The 24,001-nt window shown below is 49.6% G+C and carries 15 protein-coding genes; 9 read left to right on the top strand and 6 right to left on the bottom strand.

All coding sequences use genetic code 11. The features are described from left to right. Positions 1–99: 99 nt before the first annotated feature. From HOK28_17045 to HOK28_17035, 3 genes are all read left to right on the top strand, one after another. Positions 100–1,626, top strand: a complete 1,527-nt coding sequence (locus HOK28_17045; protein ID MBT6434806.1) for a hypothetical protein — start codon at positions 100–102, stop codon at positions 1,624–1,626. Positions 1,627–1,814: 188 nt separating this feature from the next. After that, the gene (locus tag HOK28_17040; GenBank protein ID MBT6434805.1) at positions 1,815–3,518 is read left to right on the top strand and encodes a M20/M25/M40 family metallo-hydrolase; all 1,704 of its coding nucleotides are present in this window, start codon (positions 1,815–1,817) and stop codon (positions 3,516–3,518) included. A 223-nt stretch (positions 3,519–3,741) separates the two neighbouring features. Next, positions 3,742–5,022, top strand: coding sequence for a hypothetical protein (locus HOK28_17035; GenBank protein MBT6434804.1), 1,281 nt, complete (start codon positions 3,742–3,744; stop codon positions 5,020–5,022). A 73-nt stretch (positions 5,023–5,095) separates the two neighbouring features. On the opposite strand, the gene HOK28_17030 is transcribed toward HOK28_17035, so the two are convergent. Next, positions 5,096–6,133, bottom strand: coding sequence for a hypothetical protein (locus HOK28_17030; protein MBT6434803.1), 1,038 nt, complete (start codon positions 6,131–6,133; stop codon positions 5,096–5,098). A gap of 266 nt (positions 6,134–6,399) precedes the next feature. Here HOK28_17030 and HOK28_17025 point away from each other — a divergent pair, with 266 nt between their 5' ends. Then, the gene (locus tag HOK28_17025) at positions 6,400–10,203 is read left to right on the top strand and encodes a hypothetical protein (GenBank protein MBT6434802.1); all 3,804 of its coding nucleotides are present in this window, start codon (positions 6,400–6,402) and stop codon (positions 10,201–10,203) included. A gap of 59 nt (positions 10,204–10,262) precedes the next feature. On the opposite strand, the gene HOK28_17020 is transcribed toward HOK28_17025, so the two are convergent. The 4 genes from HOK28_17020 to HOK28_17005 all read right to left on the bottom strand — a co-directional run bounded on the left by HOK28_17020 (position 10,263) and on the right by HOK28_17005 (position 15,166). Beyond that, positions 10,263–11,834 carry a diguanylate cyclase gene (locus HOK28_17020; protein MBT6434801.1) on the bottom strand — a complete coding sequence of 524 codons (1,572 nt, stop codon included), beginning with the start codon at positions 11,832–11,834 and terminating at the stop codon, positions 10,263–10,265. Between the two features lie 193 nt (positions 11,835–12,027). Next, on the bottom strand, positions 12,028–12,504 hold the full coding sequence (locus HOK28_17015) for a hypothetical protein (protein ID MBT6434800.1): 477 nt from the start codon (positions 12,502–12,504) through the stop codon (positions 12,028–12,030). Between the two features lie 62 nt (positions 12,505–12,566). Beyond that, a complete protein-coding gene (locus HOK28_17010; protein MBT6434799.1) occupies positions 12,567–13,589 on the bottom strand; it encodes a cupin-like domain-containing protein in 1,023 nt (340 codons plus the stop codon). Then, positions 13,589–15,166 carry a hypothetical protein gene (locus HOK28_17005; protein MBT6434798.1) on the bottom strand — a complete coding sequence of 526 codons (1,578 nt, stop codon included), beginning with the start codon at positions 15,164–15,166 and terminating at the stop codon, positions 13,589–13,591. The genes HOK28_17010 and HOK28_17005 overlap by 1 nt, the downstream gene beginning before the upstream one ends. A 144-nt stretch (positions 15,167–15,310) precedes the next feature. On the opposite strand from HOK28_17005, the gene HOK28_17000 reads away from it, so the two are divergent. The 4 genes from HOK28_17000 (at position 15,311) to HOK28_16985 (ending at position 22,417) form a co-directional block, all read left to right on the top strand. Next, entirely contained in the window at positions 15,311–16,732 is a 1,422-nt protein-coding gene (locus HOK28_17000) for a sulfatase (protein MBT6434797.1), read from the top strand. A 144-nt stretch (positions 16,733–16,876) separates the two neighbouring features. Then, positions 16,877–18,502: an FHA domain-containing protein gene (locus tag HOK28_16995; protein MBT6434796.1), complete on the top strand. Its 1,626-nt coding sequence runs from the start codon at positions 16,877–16,879 to the stop codon at positions 18,500–18,502. Positions 18,503–18,690: 188 nt separating this feature from the next. Further along, positions 18,691–19,194 (top strand): hypothetical protein, encoded by a 504-nt coding sequence (locus HOK28_16990; protein ID MBT6434795.1) that lies wholly within the window; start codon positions 18,691–18,693, stop codon positions 19,192–19,194. 25 nt (positions 19,195–19,219) lie between these two features. Next, positions 19,220–22,417 carry a hypothetical protein gene (locus HOK28_16985; GenBank protein ID MBT6434794.1) on the top strand — a complete coding sequence of 1,066 codons (3,198 nt, stop codon included), beginning with the start codon at positions 19,220–19,222 and terminating at the stop codon, positions 22,415–22,417. 18 nt (positions 22,418–22,435) lie between these two features. On the opposite strand, the gene HOK28_16980 is transcribed toward HOK28_16985, so the two are convergent. After that, a complete protein-coding gene (locus HOK28_16980; GenBank protein MBT6434793.1) occupies positions 22,436–22,660 on the bottom strand; it encodes a hypothetical protein in 225 nt (74 codons plus the stop codon). Between the two features lie 157 nt (positions 22,661–22,817). Here HOK28_16980 and HOK28_16975 point away from each other — a divergent pair, with 157 nt between their 5' ends. Next, positions 22,818–23,753 carry a fasciclin domain-containing protein gene (locus HOK28_16975; GenBank protein MBT6434792.1) on the top strand — a complete coding sequence of 312 codons (936 nt, stop codon included), beginning with the start codon at positions 22,818–22,820 and terminating at the stop codon, positions 23,751–23,753. The last annotated feature ends 248 nt before the right edge of the window (positions 23,754–24,001 follow it).

The following is a 24,001-nucleotide window of genomic DNA, read 5'->3' as shown; positions in this document are numbered from 1 at the left end:
CTCCTTCAATCTCGTCACAACCATTTTACGCAGGATTTGCCCCAGCCCAAAGTACGGGCTTAAACTCAATCACACAATCGTGAGTCCTTGGAGCAACTCATGCCTTATCGCTGCCCTTATCAAGTCCTAGTATGTGCCGCTCTTGTGATGCTCTCGGCTTGTGTTAACCAACCCAATGCCCTTGAGCTTGCGAAGAACAGCCAATGCCATGACGATATTACATTGGAAAACAATCATCAGCGCCTCGTCGAAATCCAGGAACATTATTGCACCGCGGTCTTATCAAACCTAGCCCCACCTGCTCCAAAAGGTGTTCAACCTCAATGGACCCGCAAGAACCCTTACCCAGCTCTACCTGACTATTACCTCTTCCCAGACACCAGCCCGATGCAGATCAATGGGAAACGCCTGCAAAAAGTTGCCAGCTGCATGCACAAGCGTTGTGTTCAACTCACTCAAAAGCCTCAAAGCTATTGCGGCGAACCCGGGTGTGTTCCGAATAAAGGTCATAGTATTATCTCAATTTTCTTAGACCTCTCTCAGACCTGCACAGCGGAGCCCTATACACGAAGACGTGTGGTCGAAAATATTCGCAAAATCTACAACGAACGCGAATCAAAACCGGTACAGCTTTGCAAGCAGACAGAGCGACTAAAGAACATCGATCTCAAATTGGCATTTCATGAGAAAGTGGATGCTTGCTTACCCGGACAAAACCAATGCCCCGTGAACTATATTTGTACACCTGAAAAAATAGGTCACCGATGCAGAACTCTAAAACCTCTCCCCGCACCCAATATTCCAGGCATCGTGTTTCCCACAACTCAGAAGCGCCAGCCCCTAGGAACACCGTGCCAGCTATCAAGCGAGTGTCATGACGACCTGGTTTGCGGCAGCGCCGCCGGGGCCTATGCCGTGTGTGCCCTGCCGTGCTCTGACGCAGTGTTATGCCCCAAACTTCATCATTGCCACCAGGGCCCAGAAAGCCTCTCATTTTGCACAGAGTCTTGTGACCCAACCTCAGAAAAGAATAGGGCATCTCTTTCTGATAACCCACGCACTTGCATCCCTGACAAAAATGGCGGTCGTTATATCGACCTTACGAAAGCGCAACTCCGTCAACTCGTGCCACCTAAAGCTATTGAAGGACATAAAAACCCTGACGGTATGGGGCGTGAGACAGGGATCGAAAATCTACTCCAAGCATGCGATACCACACCCACCTGCGGCAATGGCATTCTTGAGCCCCCTGAACAATGCGACTTAGGTAAGAGTAACGGACAAGTTAAACTTGGGGCATGGTGCACCACTTCATGCACAACCGCCGAATGTGGAAACAATATTCGTGAACCCGGGGAAGCTTGCGAATGCACCATCGACTATGAACGGGCCTTTGCAAAAAGCATAGAAATGAATCAGCTATACCAACTGCCCACCACTTGCCCAGGACGTCATGCAATCACGGACGGCTCAGAAAAAGCTCTCGGATTTGCTTGTCATACATGCGCTGTGGTTCATGGGCGCCATATGCGAGATACTCGGCAAAACCCTTATTTCCTTCCCGAGTTCGACCCCTTCAATCCACCCGACGACAATGGTGAAATGTCTCCCAAGTTACCGGAATAAATAGATAATCAAGAGCATAAACCGTTGATATAGAACGCTCTAAATGTATTCGTTCCAATCAGCGAGATAAAAGTCTCCTCTTTCGATTGCACTTTTTAAACACTACAGGTTATCTCTTCTGTGAATCTTCCAAGAAGCGGTTCCGCCCCGGATTGCTCGATGGTTCCTATTCCAAGCAGGTATTCCACATGTTGCATTTCACGAGATTGCTTATTCCCGTTGCCTTTGTTTTCGCAGTTGGCTGCCAAGCCAGCGAAGACACCGACTGCACGACCGATCCTCAGGGAGCCGAATGCATCGAGAACCCAATCGACAACGAAAACACGACACCGGGCAATGGCACTGATCCCGATACGACAGACACAACCGGGGACTCAGACACAGCGACCGACCCAGACGAGCAAACCCAACCCGTGGACCCGGCCAGTGAGCAAGCACCTAACTACCATACGACCGACGAGCTAACCTCACACCTCACTGAACTGGCAGCCATTGCTACAGCCAATCAAAACAATCGAGCAGCAGGTACCAGCGGCTACGCAGAGTCTGTAGATTACGTACGTGAGTCACTCGAGTCGTGGGGATATGAAGTGACGCTTCAAGGCTTCACCATTGATATCTATGATATTGGCGCTGATCCGATACTCGAAACCCTCAGTCAGACAGAATGGGTCTACGGAGAAGACTACGGAATCATCCACTACAGCCCCGGCGCCGACGTCAATGCCACTATGGTAGCCGTCGATATCGAACCTTCCCCCGAAGGCCCTGCAAACAGCACCAACAGTGGTTGCCAACCCGGCGATTTCGCAGACTTCACCGCAGGCTCCATTGCAATCATTCAACGTGGGTCATGCACTTTCGAAGAGAAATCTCTCAATGCACAAAATGCTGGCGCCATAGCCGTCGTCATCTTCAATGAAGGTCAATCAGGTAGAGAAGACCTCTTCGATGGCGCTTTAAACGAAAACAACGATATCGAAATTCCAGTTCTCTCAGCAAGCTATGCCGTTGGTATCTCTTTGGTCACGGAGTCCGAAAACCCAGAGAACAACCTTCACCTCATGAGCGATGTCACTTTCGGTGCACAGCTCGTCCACAATGTTATCGCTGATTACAGCGGAGCCTCAGACGACTTCTGGATGGCTGGCGCCCATTTGGATTCAGTACCCGAGGGACCGGGAATCAATGATAATGGAACCGGCGTTGCCAATATCCTAGAGACGGCACGGTACATCGCCACGAATGCAATAGAGCTTAATCACGGCGTTCGATTCGCATTTTGGTCCGGCGAAGAGCTCGGGTTACTTGGTTCTACGCATTACGTTCAAGAACTTACCAACGAAGACGCCAGCCACATATTAGGCTATCTCAACCTCGATATGATTGGCTCTCCGAAGCCGGGCCGTTTTATCTACGATGGTGATGAATCTGACTATCAGAGTTCAATGAGTTTACCTGAAGGCTCGGGCAAAATTGAAAAGGCGTACGAAGACTTTTTTAACGTTCGCGGTGTACCCCACGCCCCAACTCGCCTGGATGGACGCAGTGACTATTACGCATTCATGGCTGTTGGGATTCCATCCGGTGGTCTCTTCTCCGGAGCGGAAGACACTATCTCAATGGAAGACTCTCAGCTTTTCGATTTACCAACCAACGATTACTACGATGCCTGCTACCACCGAGCGTGCGATGGACTCGACAACATTCACTTCGAAGTCTTCACCCAAATGTCTGATGCAACGACTCACGTCTTGACCAGACTCGCGAACTCCGACGACAGCGTTGAAACACGCACACTCCGGCAAACTCGCGGACCGGCTCAGGAACATTCGCAACATCTCCAAGCAGCCCCCCATAAAGGCTGTCACAGCGCGGAAATCGTTCGCTAGATTGAAGCTGATTTCCTAGAAAAAATGGCGTCCTGCCGCCAGATTAATGGGTTCTATGTCGCCGAAATTTCGGATTCATCGCTTACTCAACGATTTCGGCGGCCTCGAAAATATCCTAAGCTGCTGAAATCATTGACCACCAGACCTGAACCCCCATTGGCATGCTCCATGCACCTACATAGGTGCCTGGCAAAACAGGCCAGCAGATATCTTGGGGGATTTCATGCTTCATACCAGTCGAAATATTACCGCAGCAATCACCGCACTCTTGGTTCTTACCGCCTGCGGCGACACCACCCTTATTGAAGAGCATGTCGTTGTACGAAGTCATGATGACCTTGCAAAGCTCCACGGTATTACCGCAATTCAGGGCAACCTCAGTGTTATGGTCGACGGCGTAGAATCCCTCGCTCCGCTCTCTGAACTCATCCATGTCGAAGGTGACCTCATTATCAGCCGAACCGACTCACTCATCGACCTTTCCGGTCTTGAAAACCTCGTGAGTGTTAGTGGCCGTATCACCATTGGTATGAATGACTCGCTGAAAAATTTAGCAGGACTCGACAATCTCCAAGAAGCCGGTGAACTTTGGATCAACGGCAACCCAGAGCTTGAGACCATCGGTGGACTTAGTGCATTGAAGGTCATTCTGGATGACTTCGTCCTTTGGCAAAACCCAGTCCTCGAAAACCTTAACGGGCTAAGTAAGCTTGAGTATGTTGGCGGCGACTTGAAGGTGTGTGAAAATCAAGCACTTGCCAGCTTGAATGAATTGTCTTCACTTAACGAAATTGGCGAAGGTCTTATTGTAGTCAACAACAGCGCCCTTTTAGATCTTGGGAACTTAGGGCAAGTTCAGCACTTGAGCGGCGAACTCAATATTAGCGTCAACCCTCAATTGGTGAACCTCGACGGTCTAGATGGTCTCGTTACCGTCGGCGGAAACGCTCAGGTTTATGGCCTGGCCCTTCTCACCGACACCAATGGCTTGAGCAATCTCACTCGAGTCGAAGGCAATCTAATCATTTGGCGAAATCCTGAGATGACCAATATCGACGGATTGGCGAAGCTAGAATATGTTGGTCAAAAATTAGAAATCGCTGAAAACGGTTCGCTGACTGACCTCGCGGGTTTAAAGAATCTCGGCGAAGTAAACAGCCACATTGTCATCCAAAAGAACGAGAAGCTTACTCATTTTGATGGATTAACCAAGCTACACACTATTGCCGGAACGTTTGCGGTTCAGCTGAATGCATCGCTCACCAACATCGACGAAATCAGCAATGTCCAAAACATTGGCGGCGAAATCAGTATTCGCTACAACGATAATCTTGATAGCATCGACGGTTTACGAGGAATCACTTCCGTACAAGGCAGCCTAACCGTCACGGACAACCGTAACTTGTCTGATTGCTCCATCGAGAATCTACTTAAGGATATCAGTAACGACATTGGTGGACCAACCACCATCTCGAATAACAATGCAGAGCTAATCTGCGAATAACACTTTGAAATAACGGTTCGCTGAGCTCTCCTCCCCCAAGCCTCAGCGGGCCATTTCAAAGCCCCTCTTCTACCTACCAGCTTCCCGACACTCCCGTGCTTAAGCTTCCGTAACCATTGGCCGCCAGCGCCCCGAAGGCGTTGAATACAATAGGAGCCAAGACTCTTTTATTGTCGGCGCTGCGAACACGGTGAAATGCCGACGCATCCACAAATATAGAAAGCTCCAGGGGCAGTTCCATTTTCTTAGAAAGTGGATACCGAAGGCTCCACGACGGGCTGAAAAAATCCATCCGCCGTAGACCGCCCGTCGCATTATCAGATGTGAAGACATCCTGAGGCTGAGCATATTTGAAAAAACTCTTTACCCCCAACGCGTAGCTCAGAAGAAGGTGGTCAAAAATCTCGACGCTGAGCGATGCCGAAGATGAAACAGAAACAGATACGTTAGCAAACCCTTGCTCAAGCGCCGTCGTCTCATCGAGGCAATCAGGCGTAAATTCTTCATCACTTGCGGACGAGGGCAGCCCGCAACCTGCCGGCAGAAGACCATATTGAGTCGAAACAGTTGCGCCAGCATACTTTGATGCATGAGTCGAAAGCATCGCTTCCAGTATTCCCCACTGCGCGGAAGCACTGATACCCGCGGAGACCACAAACCACTGGCGCTTAACGCGGTAACTCGTGATCGATGTGGGCAAAGTAAGGGACCCAAAAACCCCAATTTCAAACCCCGTGAATGTTTCTGTGTAGAGAGCGGGAATCGCCGCACGAAGGTAGGTATCGTTTAAGGTTACCCTGCGAAGGCCGCCGTGCGTAGGCGCTGTAAACTCGATATCAACCGATGTTCCAAGAGACAAACGAAGCGATTTCCCCTGCAGCTCGAGTGCGTCGTAAGACAGCCCTATCCCAAAAGATTGACCGACATAATCACTTGAAGAGCGTGTAAATGAATTCGATGCAAAAGTCCCACTGCCTACAACTTGAGCCCAGTCAAAATGAAATGACCACGCATCTCGAGTGCTCGGGTCTGACTGCTCTAAATTTGTGGCATCGGAAGCGAAAGCAGAAAACGGCAGAAAAGCAAGGGCTATCCAAGCAAGGTATTTCATTATTTCCCCATGTGAACCAGGGCATATCTGGCCATTTGCCTTGCCGAAACGAGACATGATTCCCAAATTGACCAATATTAAAATTCCCCAACCAAAAGTCGGTCGACCCGGATATCACCAGAGCAGACAACCGTCAAGGACATCCCCTGCTGCATGCAAAAAAATTGATGTGGCATAATGAGAAATTGAACGTGACAGCCACATCCTCCTCTGATATCCCGGTCGGCCGCGTTCAATATCAATAATTAATATCATGGGAGGAAATGATGAATTTAATAAAAACAGCGGCAGGGCTATGCCTTCTCCTGACCGTACAAGCATGCAGCACCGGAGTTGGCGATATCGACCGAAGCCAGCCCGGCAAACTCAAGAAACAAGCGCTCCAAGGCGAATGGTATTACCGGCAGACGGTAGTAGATGTTCCTTTCACGGGGGGCATGACTTTTGTTGGAGAGCAATCCACAACAGAACGTATTCATTTTGAGATAAGTGAAAATCTGCTCACCGCTTACCGCAGCTACGAAAAGGTTGAAGGGTCTGAAATCCCGAGTCAACCAGGAGATAGCGAGTATCAAGGCGCACCTATCGCCGCTTTTAGGATCAGCAGCCATTTTGACGTTATTCGAAACTACAATGATGCCACCGGCGAACAAAGTAATGTTATCTCCGAAAATACGTCCGACAGACCCTGGTACGAGCGTGAATATATTCGCGTCGACTGGTCCCATAACCTTTTGGCCAACTTTGATTTCATTGCAGCTGGTGAAAGCGGCACTGGCATCTCGTCTCAAAGTGCATCCTACGCTGTAACCGACCCCATGGATGCAGACGCACCCGTATTTTCGGTTCAATCGAATGGTCAATGGAACGACTACAAAAACCCGATGACGTGGGGACAACTTCCCAATGTTGACTATTTCGACATCACCCAAAAGCTTCAAATCTTCCCAGATGTGTTTGAAATGGCTTATGACGATGGCACCACAGAGCAATGGCCTGCTTGTTGGTTTTATGAATGGGGTCCTTGGGACTGCGCATCTCAAACCATTAAGGTTCGCGCATCGTTCCTAAAGGTTCAACCATCGAGTTACGAACCATTGCCTTACCCGGATAACTACATTGCACGTGATGACAACGGCGATGCTATTCGAACGATGTGGGACGAGGAAGTTGGCTACCGGCGCTGTACTGCCGAGGAAGACCAGTTCTGTAACCCTGTTCGTATCCCCATGTTTGATTGGTTTGGTTTCTTTAGGCGCGAACGAGAATCGTACGACCGAGGTTACGGAATCACCGAGCAAGGAAGAATTTATCTAGCCGACAGGTTCAATATTTGGGAGCAGTCAGTAGATGCCAACGGTGAAAACATTGCTTACGAGAAACGGACGGTTAAACCGATTGTGTACCATCTCTCCGCCAATTTCCCGGAAGACTTGAAACCGGCCGCCCAAGAAGTAGCGGCTTGGTGGAACCGAGCTTTTCAAGATACTGTTCGCAGCCTACAAAGCAAAAACGATGTTGGTGATGTTTTTGTTCTAGCTGATGAAACTTATGCCTATACCAACGGCGATATATTTAACGAGAATCCGCGCAATGGCGATTTACGATTTAATCACATCTACTGGGTCGACCAGCCTCAATTCGACTCATTCCTTGGGTACGGACCCAGTGCGGTAGATCCATTAACTGGTGAGATCATCGCCGCGGATGCTTATATCTATGGCGGTTCGATCGACACCTATGCAACCTACGGAGCAGATCTCGTTGAACTAACTCGGGGAGATATAGGGACTCGAGAATTCATCGAAGGAGAAAATGTAGGTTCTGCTCTGGCAGCTCTGCATAACCAAAACCCCGCCAATCGTGACCAAGTTGTTGCTCAGCTCAACGAAGTCATGGCTGCAGGCACTCAAGAACGTATGGCAACTGTCCGTTCACAGGGCCCAGATGCAGTGAAACGAGATCACAACTTCAAGCAATCTCGTCTTGCAATGCTCGATGATTCCCCTCTGGCGGACCGACTTTGGAACAACGAAATGCGCGCCACGCTTGAAAAGCGTTTTGGACGTCCTCTCAAACCCAGTGAATTCACAGGAGGTCGCCTGGCGCGTGCGATGAAGCGTCATCGAGTTCATCTAGCGACTCACAGAGTGGACATGCAAGGATTTGAGGACACCGGAATTTTGGGTCTATTGGGCGAGTTTGATGGAAAAACTCGTTCTGAGATTATTGCCTCACTGAGAAGCTACCTGTTTAAAGCAGTAGCCGCACACGAGGTTGGACACACCCTCGGACTCCGCCATAACTTTGCCGGCTCTGCCGACGCAATCAACTACCATGACCACTACTGGGAGATACGAAACCCTGAAGCACAGGCGCTTGACCTTCCCACCCGCGAGGAAATGCAAGCCGGAATTCGCGAATACGCCTATTCTTCAATTATGGACTACGGTGCACGGTTTAACAGCGATATTCGCGGCATCGGTAAATACGATGTGGCAGCCATTAAGTTTGGTTATGGTCAGCTTGTGGAAACCTTCACCAATCCACCAGATTGGAACGAGCATGATGTGCTTGGGTTCTACAACCTTGACGATGCAGTTCAAAAGTGGACCCATTATACCGACCTACCGGCTTTGTTTGAAACGAGTGCCGGAACCAAAGATGGACTGGCGAACATCAGCGACCGGCGTGATGTCCGAATGGAAGAGATTATCAAATGGATGACCCTCGATACCCAAGCCAATGACTTTACCGATACTCTAGTACCCTACCGCTTCTGCTCGGATGAGTATGTGAGCGCGCGTTGGGATTGTGAGCTTTGGGACGAGGGAGCAGATCCCTACGAAATGGTCTCGTATGCAATTCAGTCCTGGCGAGAGCAATACATCTTTCAATCCTTCAAGCGTCAGAAGCGCTATCTGGACCCCTTTGATGTCTACTACGACGTTTACAGCCGTATTATGGCTCCAATGGCCAGCCAGTATCATTTATGGGTGTACGACCAATGGGAGAAGCCATACGAGTGGACATGGTTAGACGGTCAGGGGACGAGTGCAACAGATAACTCGAACTGGAACCTAGATCCTCATGGTGGCTTAGCAGCTACTGCCGCAGCCATGGCAAGCGTGAACTTTCTAACAGAAGTCATCGCCACGCCAGAGCCTGGATCCTATTACGTTGACCCCAACACACAAAACCTTACCTGGTGGGCAAACTACGAAGAGCCGCTCTGTGATGACACTCAAGACTCCTCAGTTGACGCCTGCTCCGATGCTTTTATTCCGGTAGGTCAAGGTCGTTATGCCTACAGTGAATTTGACGAAGAGTCGGGCTATTACTGGTTTGAGCGCGTCCGCGTTGCTGGCTCGTTTTGGGATAAACTAGCTGCAATTGAAACACTCTCAGACCCAAGCACCTACTTTCTTGGGGTGGACGATGTAGCGGATGCTACCGCCTACAACATGGGATTCAATCTCATGTTTCCTCATGCCGTCAATGGACTCTTTGGTTCTGTCATCAATGATAATTACCAACGGTTCGCACCACGTTTAGATGCCGGCGGAGTACTGGAATACCCTAAGCCCTTCCTCACACCTGAAGTGGCAGTGGGCGACAATCCAAGCCAAACGGGTATAAATGGTACCATTGTAGATCCAGCAACGAATTTTACGGTTGCACTTTATACGATGTATTATGGAATGGCCCTTCTCAATGCTAACTTTGACCAAACCTTTAATAACAACGCTCGGATCTGGCTGGATGGCCATGGTGAATCTGTTACACCAAGCGCAGCCACTCAAACCGTAAGCTTTGTGAACCCCTTTAACCAGCTTACCTATCAAGCTGCAAAAAGCCCCGACGCCAATGCCTATTCCCTTGGCTATGAAATGCTAGGCCGCGCCAATACAATGCGGAGCACCATCGCCGGTGCTGGTTCAGAATGCTTTTACAGCGACACTGGAGCTTGCTCGGACGTGATAACCACGCGCTGGGAATTGGATAACATCATTGAAAACATCGAAGTGCTAAGAGGTTACTACGACGTATTTGGGTATGCCTGGTTCTGATAGACTGCCTAAGCTTGGAGTAGCCCATGCTATTCCAAGCTTACCGCAGGCTTTAGTGCTCATCCGACAATAATACCCAGATGCCGCGTAGCACTGCATAGAAACAAAACATCTCCAAGGCCAAGCCAAGCGTTCTGCGGCGACTGCATATAAAGCACCCCAGTGCATTCATCACGATGATACAGTGGCAGCGCAAGTGCTGTACCTGCAACATCCACTTCCGATCCAGGTACGCCATCAATATCAACACCTCGTGGCTGATTTGAATCAAGCGCGCTCTGAATCAATGCTAACTCCGAATCTCTAAGTGATGGATGAGTTTCTCGTGAGTCCATATTCAAGTTGTGGATAACCTCCAGCTTTCCATCAACCTCTTTTTTCAAAATGGATGCGTGATGAGAGCCTAACCCTTTTTGCAGGCATGCCGACACGTGCTTCAATATCTCCGCCCCCCCTGGTTCCATCGCTATCGCACCGAGCATTTCCTTGAGCATGAACACACGTCGGCTATCAGTATCGCAATCTGACGCTACGGCTGCATGGTAAAGGTCAATATGGTGTTTCTTCATCAGGCTTTCATCGCCGTAACGCGCCAAATCTTTATTCCCACCGTCCATCGTCTTTTGAAGAGCCTGTGAAGCCTCTTGAATTAAGACATCAGCCGAGACACGCCGTTCACCGTTGTTAAAGGTGAGCCCGCATTTCAAAATAACCGGAAGTAAATCCTCCAGTTCCACCTCATTGCTAACCTGCTGCATGATTCGTTTTGCAACCATCACCGCGTGGTGCTCTGTCGTACCTGGGAAAATTGCGGCAAAACAAGTGTGCCCTACTCTACAAATGAAATCACTCGCTCGCACCCCACCCACGATTCGCTGCGACACCTCTGCCAAAATCCCTCTGGTTACATTTTCCGAGTAACGGTCAGTGGTCTCTCCAAAGTCCTCAGGGCAAAAGAAAGCCAAAGCGAATCCATCGGTATTCGAATTGGGCCTAATAATAAGTTCGTCTAGCACCTGCCTTAACTCAGCAGGCCCCGGAAGTCCGGTTAGAGCATCATGCAAGATTGCATCATTACGAACCATTTGGCGCCCAAGTACGCCACCAAATATTTGCAGCCACGCATTAAGGTCAAACTCTCCATCAGCACAGGGAGTCAATGTTTCACTGGGATCTTGCCCCTCCTCGAAAGCCAGCCCAAGCCAAGCTGGGGATTTATGATATTCCGGTGCGGAATCATCTCCGCTCTCACGGCGTTCCTCCCCGGTGTAGGTCATCCGACCATCGGCCGCAAAACGTGGCATCGCGAAAGCATCTTGGCCAAAGAGCAATGGTACAACCACCGCGGACTCATTTTTACTCTTGATATAGACACCGTGAGACAACTGGTGCTCATGCTCACCAGGATCACCCTGCCACTCAAATACACCTCGGGTCACATTAACTAAGAAGCTTGTTGCACGTGAGATGCTTGCCAACTCAGGGATATCAGCAGACTGCCCATCGACCACCAAAAAGCTTTGGGTAGACATAGCACTGGGCGATGGTACGAAGAGAATGGCCGATTTGGCCTTCTTAGCTCGTCGTAATCCTTTAAGATAAAATTTCAGTAACGGGTAAGAATCAGCCATGCTTTTCCCCAGCAATCAACGGCAAAAGTGCACCCCCGATCGAATCATTCCCCAGACAAAGGCTCAAGTCTAAAGGGCATAGAGGGGGCGGCCGTGGTCATTCTAAAGCGCCGCGGCGATCCATTCTGTTCAGAGACATGACCCATGCAGTGTTAGACTGCCCGACAGTGTATGTCTTATCTTACAAGGACATTCATTCCGAAGCTGCCGCCGCTCGCCGCACACGGTCAACCATCTCGCGAATTTTTGTTTTCGCCACCTTACGAATCACAGAGGTCGGAACCAAGACACTGGCATCTACATAAGACTCATAGACGACCGAGCAACGACCATCACCTGACGCAGTCAGTCGCCATGCTCCGATAATGTTTCGCAAGTCACCCTTGAGCATGCTCCACTCAATATCGGCCCCGTTGTCGCGTATCATTCGAGTTCTTCGCAGAGTATATTTTATCTCCTTATAGACCGCATCCACTCGGTAATGGACATCCTGAGAATTTTCATGACTTGCTACCAGGCGAAGCTCCAATATGTCGGGAAACAGTTTTGCGAATTGATCGACATCCCACATCATATCAGCAATGGGACCTGGAGGATGAGGCAGCTCAAAACTGGCACGCACACCCTTGATACCTCGTTTTGAAACTTCTTCTATCTTGATATCCGACATAACGCCTCCCCGCAGAAATCTATTTTCTATTGTCCGCAGCGACAGATGGGGTGTCAAACAGCTTATGTTTTTTTCGAAGACCGGTCCCGTTCAATGGAAACAATTAAGTTGGTCTTTTTTAAAGCATAATAAAGACTCTGGAAGACATTAGGACTTCGAGCAGCCACGCGCAGTCCAAGAAGTGTTGGCGAAGCTTTCAGGGCCAACCACGGATTATTAAAGCGATAACCAATCCCAATCGATGGCGTCTCATTGGTCACACAGTGCCACATGTAAGGTGGGTTCCAGAAGACATCACCCGGCTCTAAGTTGACTTCCCATGCATTGAGATATTGGAAGAGTGGGAAGCGCTGCGTATCGACGTCTTCTGGATCAACGTCAGAGATATAATAAGATAAGCCAGCTATTTTCGGGTTTAGCATTGGAAAATCGTTGGGCTCGAAGAGTAACCAATTCTTTTTGCCATGTACCTGTACGAAGAGATTACATGGCATCGCGCAATGGACTGGCGTATGGGAACCGGCTGGGCCCACAAACATCTGGTATTCCGGCCTCATCACACCACGCGTTTGGATACTCGAGATCCAATCTAAGTCTAGGTCTTGCAAAAGTTCGGGATGGTCCATGAGAAAGGGATGAAAACGGAGGTACTTCTTTCCTCCCCCTTGTATCTCTCGAATGAAATCTCCCAGTGTTGATCGCTCCACCACATCGCTCATCTCCGAAACCGAGAGACCGCTTGGATTGAGAAGGTCTACGGGGTCAGAACCATACTCTTTACTTAAGTAATCCAAGTCCCATTTTCGAACACACTCCCAGTGCGCCGCGGCCCCCTTAAGAACCACGGGTCGATTCTTAGCTTGATACTTCGTCCGAAACGTTTCGAGATCGATGTTATGCTCAACAGCTACCGGTCGTACTTTACCGCTACCTTCAGTTTCAAAATGAGTCTTCAGGCTTTCTACTAAGTTCTCTTGAACATTTTCGAGAAGCGCACCAATGCGTTCCTTACCTAAAAGATACTTTAGAGAAAACACTCCCCGCAGAGCTTGGCCTTGCCAAGATTTAGTCTGTCCCAATCCCATTACCAGCTGTCCTCGCAAAGCTTTCCATCAACGACATCCAGACCCACCCTGGCGCGTAACTTCCGAACATGGGTGCGGCTTTCATAGCTAACGGGATGACGGCTTTGACAAAGTAGATAACGAGCAAACTCATTATCAATGTACATCAAGCTCTCATCGTCGACCCAAATCCCAGTGGGCTCAGCCTCTTGTAAACAAGCCATGACACGAGCCAGCGTCTGTCGCCTGCCCTCAAAAACCTCTAAGCCCGGCAGGTTTGTAGGTAACCCAAAATCAGTCAAAGGGTCTCGCAGTCCACAAGCTTCGGGGCTACCTGTTCGGAAGGTAAGGTAGGGGTCGAAAGTGAGCCACGACATCGAGTCAAAAGTGCTGCTCTGGATGCCCTTCATTTCGTTTTCCTCATTCTCAATACCCTCAAGAGCTGCGGCACCGCCAGTAAGCCATGCGATACCCACCAAAGCCACCACCGCCCACCGCGGTGCCCAAGCTACTCCTCCACGATGCCATAAGTTATCCAAGCAAACTGCGCCAAGCAGCGCTAGAGGCGAGGCATATTGAATCAAATAATCTTGCCAAGATGGCGACCATACAAAAAGAATAAAAACCAGGGCCAAAAACCACCAAAGCCCTAGAACAATAAACCACGGTGACTGTTTACGATGTGCAAACAGACCAACAAGCCCAACCACGCCTAATACCAAGCTATGCAGTGTGTTGTTGGCTAAAAGATAATTACCAGCAAACTTCAGCGGCAATCCTGTGAGAGCTATTGCATGAATGGCCGCATTGAACCCCACCGACGAGACATCGCCCAACGACTCCATATCATTGGCCAAGCCAGGCAAAGACTGCATAATCTGCACTCCACTTTGCGCGCTGGTTCTGGAAAATTGTAAAGTGAGTGCATGCACGAATCCGCCATCCGTTAGTAAATGCAGCCCAACGATTCCAAGCAGCCCTACAACCGCAACTGAAGCCACAAAAGGAACCAGCTTTGCGCGGTGCTCTTTCAAGACAACAAGCGCTAAGACCATTGCAATTACCGAAGAAATCGCCAGTGCCTTGAGACAAACAGCACAAGCCATCACACAGCCTGCGAATAAGACATGCCTGCCTTCACCTCGCACAAAAATGAAGTAGACCCCGAGGGTCGTGCCTAAAATCATCAGTCCATGTGGAAGCGCCAATAAGCCAGGCCCCACCAAGAGACTTCCGTAAAATAGTGCCGGGGCTAAAATACTAAGCCTTAGTTTTAGGCCGTCCCTTGCTAAAAAATACAAGACCGCACCCGTTAACCAGGTACCAATAAAAGCAGGTAGACGGTAAAGCCAGAGGGTACTTGGCCCCGGCTCTGGCAAGAGCGAAAGCAAATATAAGTAGTAGGCAGGCTGATGGTAAAAGAAATCCCTAAAAGGCACTTCACCAGAGGCAATTGCAGAAGCTAAAGCGATGTATTGGCCTTCATCGTAGTCGTGCCGTAAACCACCGAGGTTCACGAGACCTACCACACCAAAACAGAGCATCAGGCTCCACAGAGCATAGTGGCCACCAAAAAGTGGATTTTCAGAGCCTTTCATAACATTAAGTTATCACTCTGGGCCTTATGAAACCAGGGTTGCCCGAACCCATTCATTGCCAATTTTTTTATATTCAATATTCTATACTTAAACGATTCAACGATTTTACTTGCGACAACGACCTGCTCGCGCGATAGAAGTTAAATGAAGAGATTTCCTTATCCAGCTCTCATCGTTCCAGGCCTTTTTTGGTGCCTCTCTCTTGGGTGTCAATCTGACCAGCCACTGCCCCGCCCAGCTAAACCAGCTGCGACCGAAGTGCCAAACCAACCCAAAGCTCCCGTTGACCCATTAAACGTCATCCTCATTACCGCCGATACGATGCGAGGTGATGTCTCAAGCCTGGACGGCGGACCAGTGAGCATGCCCAACCTCCATGCTTTGGCTCAAAATGGGTGGCATTTTAGAAATTCTTATTCAAACTCAATGCTCACCACCCCATCGCATGTCAGCCTCATGACATCCTTGTACCCCCGAGATCATGGGATTTATGATAACCAGGGCGGAATCGATGACGATGCCACAACCCTCGCCGAGTCGCTTCAAAATGCCGGATACTTTACGGCAGCGGTCATTGGGTTTCCTCATTTAAACCCCAACGTATCCAACCTTGGACAAGGTTTTGAAAAAATCATTCCAGCCACCCGCGAGAACCGAACGGCCACGAAAACCGTTAAGGAAGGCATGACCTTGCTCAGTCAAAATACTGAGGAAAAGCCTTTTTTTATGTGGCTCCACATGGTTGACCCGCACTCTCCCTACGAAAGCTACCTCCCGGGACAGCACCGTGACCGCTTGCTTAGCGAATCGGTCCCCATGGACAGGGCCATCAAGGCCTCTCCCGGGTTTCAGCGAAACAACCCATGGTTCAAGAAAGCGTTTAAGCAGCACCAAGAAACAAAGCCTTTGCTAGAGTACTACAATGACGAAGTCTTAGAGGTTGATGCTGGTCTGGGTGAGCTTCAGAGAGCACTTGAAGAAAAAGGACTCTGGGATAATACGATTATCGTTTTCACCAGTGATCATGGTGAAAATCTCGGCGAAAACGAACTCTACTTTCATCATGGTGGACTCTATGAACCGTCCGTAAAAGTTCCGTTGGTGTTACGGGTCCCCGGTAGCCAAGCTCAAACAAGCTCCGCGCTCACCCAAACCGTGGATGTGGCACCCACGATTATGAGTCTTCTAGAGCTGCCCCTTTGGCCTGAGGCCCGCGGAAAAAATTTACATGCAGTTATTCAGGGAACCGAGAAGCCCAGCCCTTATGTTTTCTCAGAGCATCTATTTGCTCAGCAGGCAGCCGTCCGTTCGCCGAGCCACACACTTATTCTTCACCGTAAATCAACGCGCCAGTTCCCATCCTATGAAATCGTCAAAGGTAAGTATGAGTTGTTTAAGCGAGGTTCCCTCGCATCCGAGGACGCCCTGCTCCCAATCACGGACCCTATCGCCACGGAGCTTAAAAAAATTCTAACAACATACTTAAAAACTGGGATGACACGAGTTCCTAAGGAAGCCAAAAAGCAGGACATGGAGTCCCTAAAAGCACTTGGATATATTGAGTAAATTCTTGATATAAAGTTAAGAATACGAGCTGTTTTGTAAGGATTAGCCCTGGTAAGAGCCGCCTTTCTTAAGATAGCATGGACACACTAAGTAAGCCTATGCTGCAGGAGCCCAAGCCGCTCTTGGATCTATAAGGAAATTTGAGTGAAACAAATACAAGCAAGCCTGGTCCCTATTCCAAATGCCGAGGCAAACTCAGGGTCCCCGATTGTTTTAAAGCGCAATCTTGAAACGATTGGCCGCTCGCCCGCAAATACAATTCCGCTCCAAGACCCGCTTATTTCCAAAACACACGCTAAAATTGTACGTGAAGGTGCGGACTTCCACCTGGTAGATCTCCACAGCTCAAATGGTTCTTATGTCAACGAACGACCGGTCGCGACATGCCGGCTCTTTCATGGAGACGAAATCTCCGTAGGCCGAAGCAAATTTACCTTCACGCTTCGTGAACTGGCGGAAATCAGCTTTGCAGAAAACTCCCAAGCTCTCGGCACGCAAGTTCTCAAAGCATCATCCATCGACGAGTTAATCAAAGGGCTTCATACCGAGCAGGAAAAAGAAAGCGACCTCACTTTCAGCCGCCTACAAGCCACGCTTCAAGCATTAAGCGAACTCAGCCAAATCAACAACATCGAGCTTTTGTGCCAGAAGATTCTGGATGTCACCAAAGAAGTATTAAAACCAGAGCGCGGAATGGTTCTGCTCTATCAAAATGATAATCTCGATGATCTCAAACTTGTTGCTTCTGTGGGGACCACACCAGCGACCGAAAGCTTGAATATCAGCCGTACCATTGTCGACGCAGCTGTTGAAAATCGCTCCGGTATTCTTGCCGCTGATGTGCAATCAGATGAGCGCTTTGCCGAAGCCAAAAGTGTGATGGCAAGTGGTATGCGTTCTGTGATGTGCGTGCCACTCTTGGATAAAACTGAGGTATTCGGCATCGTTTTACTATCGCACAGCGGGCAAATCGGTGCCTTCACCCCAACAGACCTCGATATGTTTACGGCCGTAGCAACGGGTGCCGGGATGGCTCTTGCCAACGCACATATGGCCCAGAGGCTGGCCCGGGCGGCTCAGACTCGGCAATCACTCGAGCGTTTCCTCTCCCCCGTTCTCGTTGAACAGGTTATCAACAATCAGGTGAGCTTAAAGCGCGGCGGAAACGAACAAGAAGTAACTGTGATGTTCGCGGATATTCGAGGCTTTACAAGCCTTACTGAACGAAGCGCTGCCCGAGACGTCGTTGTTCTCCTTAACGAATACTTTGACAGAATGGTTGAAGTTATCTTCAACCACGATGGTATCCTCGATAAATTCATCGGCGATGCCATTATGGCTCTTTGGGGACCACCTCTTTCTAAAGAAGATGATGCCTCGAAAGCGGTTCAGGCTGCTATCACGATGCAAAAAGAGCTTTTACAGCTAAACAACGAGCGCGAAAAACGGGGACAAAGCCCCATTGAAATCGGGATTGGACTCGCCAGCGGCGTCTGTGTTGCCGGTAACATCGGAGCGCGCCGGCGTATGGAATATACGGTTATTGGTGATGCCGTAAACTTATCGAGCCGTCTATCGTCTATCGCAGAAGCGGGCGAAGTCATCTGCGACGAAGCCACATTCAAACGTGTCGGCTCCCCGAACAATGCAACCGAGCTTCCGCCCACAGAAGTTAAAGGCAAGCAAAAGCCAGTGAAGCTCTATCGAGCCTGGAGCAGTGAGCAAACCACTTACTCCGAGATGAATCTCGACTCCGTTACTCAAGCTTAAAAGATTCTTCCCACATTCCTTTGTGATCCCCATCACACTTTAGTTTTAGAGTGATCTTCCTCGTGTGATCTCCATCACAGATGTCAGAAAAATCAGCCACTTATCGAATATCGAACTGACTTTTTTGAACCACTCAAGGCGTCAACCGACAAGTACCTACACGCAGCGCGTAACACCAGGAGAGCACAATGCTTCAAGCTTTAGTACAACCAGCACCAACCAAGAGAAAGTTGGCAACGACATCTCAAAAATCAAGCCCACTGCGCCTTGCCCCCGTTCAGGTTGGTCCGTATCGCATCCTGGCTCTGCCTAAGGGGTCGGTACAAATCACTTTCGCCCATGGCAAAGAGAATCGGTCGTTAACCATTTCCCAAGACGGTGAAAAGGTAAATCGACTGCCCCATACTCCCCTCGACCTTGCCGACCTCGAAGCACTCTTCTCAGTTCTAAGGGCCGAAGACATCCCAGAAAGAAGTCGCCACTGTGTATACGCCTATTTGAAGTATCAAGCAGCAGCCCTCGCACCTGAGTCTTTGGCACAGTGGTGCATGTATGTAGCCAACGACGAAGGCCAGATGAACATGAGTGATGTGGAAGCGTGTGCAAACTCTCTTGGGCGATACGACAAAACGGCTCAAACATGGCTCATTCGAATCGTTGAGTCCTTCTACACCAAACTCGAAAACTCTTAATAACATTTCTCAAAAGAGGAAAAAAATGACTGCTACTCAACTCAATCCCAATCAATCGTTCACTCCTGAATTACTTCGTACTTTAGATGCACTTGATGGAGACCAAAACGGTGTACTCGACTTAACCCGGACCGACGTTCGCGAGGCACTCAACGCGGCAGGAATCACAGATATAGACGCGTTGGATAAATGGGATGGAGTTCGGCAGAGCGGCCAACTAAACCTTATGAGAGTTAAAAACTCTGGCCAGGCACGGGACGGGTTTAGCTCTCGCAATACCTATTTTCAAAACCGTACCGACGCGAGTTCGCGCACGCGTATCTTTAGCGCGGTTGTCGGTGCCCGCAGCGAAGCAGCAGAACAAGCACTCGTCGAAAAACTTGCAGATGCCGGCAACTGGCGAGACCTCACGCGCACGCAATACAATACCTTTTTCAACAACCAAGGCTATGACCGCGGCGAAAATCATCTCACGCATCAAATCAGCGCCCTCCAGGAACTGCGCACCGAGGCACGAGACCCGCAGCTGATTAAAACAGTGGATGCTTACGTAGTATTTCTTGAGCACATCAATAACTCTATTTCAGCCAATCCGGAGATGCGCCAAGCACAAAGTGCTCAAGGCTTAGAACTCCTTGCTACCGCACGCATCGAGGCATCTACTTTAAGTGGTGACTTTTCGACCTTGCGTTCAACCCTACTTGATGGCGCTCAAGATTTTGAAATGATGCTCTCTGGATTTGCTGCAATCGCAACCCTCGCGGAAAGTCGAAGCGGACAAGTCGTTAACAGCGCCGATAATCAATTGGCGCCTTTCTTGGTCAAGACTGCTTTCCGAAACGCTCGCGACGCAGACCAAGGTGGCGCTATCGAAGGTGCCTTGAACTCTTATCAACATGACATCAATGTAATGCGGGTTTGGACAGGTCGAATGGCTCAAGTCCAAAACAACATCAGCAATTACCCTTCTCTCACGCACTACCAAGACGCAATGGAACAAGCTGTTCGTGGAGCAAGTCCAGGTATGCGCCAAGCCGCTAGAACAACCGCTGAAGCGCAGTGGCGAACCGCCAACGCGCAAACCCATCTGAGCGAAGCTGATTCGGCTATCCAGCATGGGTTACAAAATGTTGATGAAGCCAATACGTCGCTGGATTCAACCTCAGAGTCGCTGCGCAGCGCCGAGAACCACGCATGGCAAGCCAACCGAGCCCTCGCCCAAGGCGATACAGGCAGCGCCCGCCAGCGAGCAGAGAGCATTCGCACGAATTTAAGCGGCGTTGATTCAGAAATCGCATTTGCCCGAGAAAACCTAGCAGCTGCCATGCAGCTATCGGGTGAAGCCGACACGCATCTAACAAGCGCCACAAGTGAGCTGGGACGAGCAGATGAAGCAAGACTCAGTGTTGCATCGGGAACTTACGGCCGGCGCTTTCAAGGCTCATTAGCGAAGCTTCAAGCTGATATTCTGCGCCTTGAATCTCACAAAGACCAACTCCAAGAGCAGCTTGGTTTACTGGATGGCTATATTGAAGCCGCCAGTAATCGAAGAGGAGCTCTTACAACCGGTGTCCGCGAAATTCGAACCGCTGCAGGAGATGTGCTCACTGAAGCTCAGACGATTGAAACACGCCAAGCCGAAGAGGCCTATGCGGGTGCGCTTGAGGAAATGATACGTAACGATGTTCTGGTACTGAATGAATCAGGATTGGCTGCACTGATTCATGCTGCAGCAGATGAAAATGGTGAATCAAGCCGAGTCGACTTTAGGGTTGGAGGCGGGGTTGCTGTGCAAGGCACCATTGGCGTTGTTGGAGGAAGAGCTTGGCTTCAAGGTATGATTAGCAGTGGTGTCTCCGTTAAGCGCCCAGATAATGATTCCGTTGAAGTCGCCATCGATTTGAAGGCCATGGTCAATGCTGGGGTCGAAGCGGAATTTCTCTTCGGCCTTGTGGGTGTGGGAACAGAGGTCACAGTACAAGGCGGTGGCAAAATAGCACTGCGATTTGCAAACGAAGAAGATGCTGCACGGTACCTTATGCAAAGAATTTACGCCCCCATTATTAATGAAGCGAGAAATCAGGTCCCGGCGGATGCGAGAGACAATTTTGATGACCTTGTGCGCGTAGGTCCATTCTCACAAGAACCACCACGCCATTCGGTTCTGCGTATCAATAGCACCGACATCTCCGTAGATGGAGCGGTAAGAGCAAGGCTCGGAGTTCCTGGAGTTGTTACAGCTCACGCTAAGGGAGGCTTGAAGACACAAGCGGTCCAACAATCGATGTATGATGCGCTTACTGGCGAGCATCGTGGCGAGAGCACAACACATACAACAACCGCCTACGGCGAATTTGGAGCAAGTATCAAGGATGTTGGCAGCGTTAATGTACGAGCAGAAGTACAATGGCGCGAAGTTGAGAGAGACGCCAATCAGCTTAATACAACTCAAACTCGGAATTTTAATTTCCAGGTTAAAATGGGCGGCAATGTAGCTCGCTCAATTCATCAGAGCGGCGCACCTGCTATTCTTGAATTGGCCGGTGAAATGTTGGGCGTTCAAGGGGCACCACCGTTTAGCGACCAGGAACTCTCGGCCGCCGGTGTAAGCCGCGAACTCCTCGAAGGAGTTCAAACCGGAATCACTTCCCAACTCCATAATATTCCGGGAGCGCAGTCCTCGATTACACTTAGAGTCAACGTTAGCCAACAAGACGTATCAGCACCTGGCGCGACTGAGCCCGATTATGAGACTCAATACACGCGAGCATCCGTCAAATACTCGACCTTCGCGGGCACGGGCAAAGGCAGTCTAAAAAATGGAGGCGGAGCACTTGGCACACATTTTACCGCCGGCGTGGGATATGAGCGAAGTGAAGTCATCGGTGAAGTCATCAACGAAAACCAAGCTGGTGAAAACTACGTTCTTCGAAATGCTGCAAGTTACGAAGACCATCCACGGTTTAGTGCGTGGGCAGGTGGACATAGAAATGCCGTGGCCGATATTTTTAGAAGTGGAAACTACAATAATAATATTCCAGAGGATGCGAGCATCGAAATTGACGGAACGATTTGGAACGCAGATCAGATTCAATCGTTTCGGGCAAGCCTGGGAGACTCCAACGGCATCACCATGAGCCGGGCTAGGTTTAGCAAAATTACACAAGTGATGTGGCAGCTAGAACGCAATGCACATAGAGTTTCGCAGGCATCTCAACATTGAGCCAAGAGGCCTTATACCTCAGGGGATAATCTTGTTGGTGTCGACCTTTTCGTCACTGAATTTTGCGGGGGGATTTTTCTCGGAGTCGGCGGGTTTTAAGTAACGCACCGGAGTTTCGGGACGAGGAGCTTCTTGATGCTCTCCAAGCATCTTAAAAAGCAAAAACCCCCCAGCTCCAATGACGAACAATGCAGCAATCAAGACCAACACGCCAAAAGCTCCACCTTGTTTAGAATTACTCACCGATATTCTCCTAAAACTAAGCCACCAAGCATACCGAATATTACTCAAAAAATCTACAGCCTATGGTATTCGACCCTTTCACTTGGGTGTTTCCCTTTCCCATTGCCCCTACTTTGATTAAAGATAGTCCCAGCTTCACCCATGGAAAGGGCTTTCAATGCTTTTACGACCGATACTTCAAAGCTTCACAATTTTTGCAGTTTTGACACTCACTGCCTGCTTGGGTCCAACCGGCGATGTGCCAAACGAAGATCCAACAGATACGGAGCCAGAGCCCGTGACCGTTGCGAGTATGCTGGCGTCGATGCCGGAGTTCTCAGTCTTCAGCGCTGCATTGGAAAATACCGGATTAGCCTCGGTACTCGAAGGAACTGGTCCCTTTACTGTTTTTGCACCAACCAACGACGCGTTTGAAACTCTCAACCTAGATCTATCAGCGCTGACTCCAGATCAAATGGCAGATCTACTTCAATACCACATCATCGCGGGAGAAATGACGGGCAACGCGGCTCAGAACACCGCCTGGAGCAACACGCTTCTACAGGAACGAATTCATCTTCAATACATCCAGGGTAAAGTTGTCATCGATGGCCTAGCCACGGTGACCAATCTCGATAGGGTCGCAGACAACGGAATTGTTCATGTGCTAGACGGAGCACTGCTTTCTTCAAGCATGCGCAGCCGGATAGATTTGATTCAAATCGTGAGTTCCTACCCACGTTTGAGCAAATTCAAAGAGCTCATGGAGCGCTCGGGTCAGCTTTCCCTGGACCTCGGTACCGATAACATCAACCTAACGATTTTTGCTGCCGCCAACTTTGGGTTTAATGCAGTGGACATCGATCCTGTCGAGATGGACTCAAGCTCTTCGGCAGCCCTGGGCCAAACACATGCTGCCAACGGGGTACTCGATTCTGAGGCGCTTGAGGAGCTCACCACGCTGGAAATGCTCTCGGGAGCAAGCGTATCAATCAGTGCAGATGGAGACCTTAGACTCAACGAGAGTTCCACAGTCACGTACGCAGATATCGATGTAAACAATGGAATTCTTCATATCATCGACCAACCCATTGAGACTGAGCCTGCCGAGTAACAACAAAGCCCCCACCAACTGACCCGTTGGCGGAGGCTTTTCGAACGATGACTGAAAACGATTGGTTCAAATTTGTCTAGGTTGACCCACCCGCAAACCACCAACTATTCCTAAACAGCCCATCGGTTATTCGCAGCCGAAGCTGCTTCGTTTAGCCCTCCGTGATGTCAGTTCGCCTCTAAAGAGACCTTCCAACATCGGCTATTCATATCCTATTGGTTCCCTCTGACTAATTCTGTATCTGTTTG

The sequence above is a fragment of the Deltaproteobacteria bacterium genome (genome assembly GCA_018668695.1).
GTDB lineage: Bacteria > Myxococcota > XYA12-FULL-58-9 > XYA12-FULL-58-9 > JABJBS01 > JABJBS01.
Note: the sequence above shows the minus strand (reverse complement) of the source record. Positions and strands in the feature narration are given on the sequence as shown.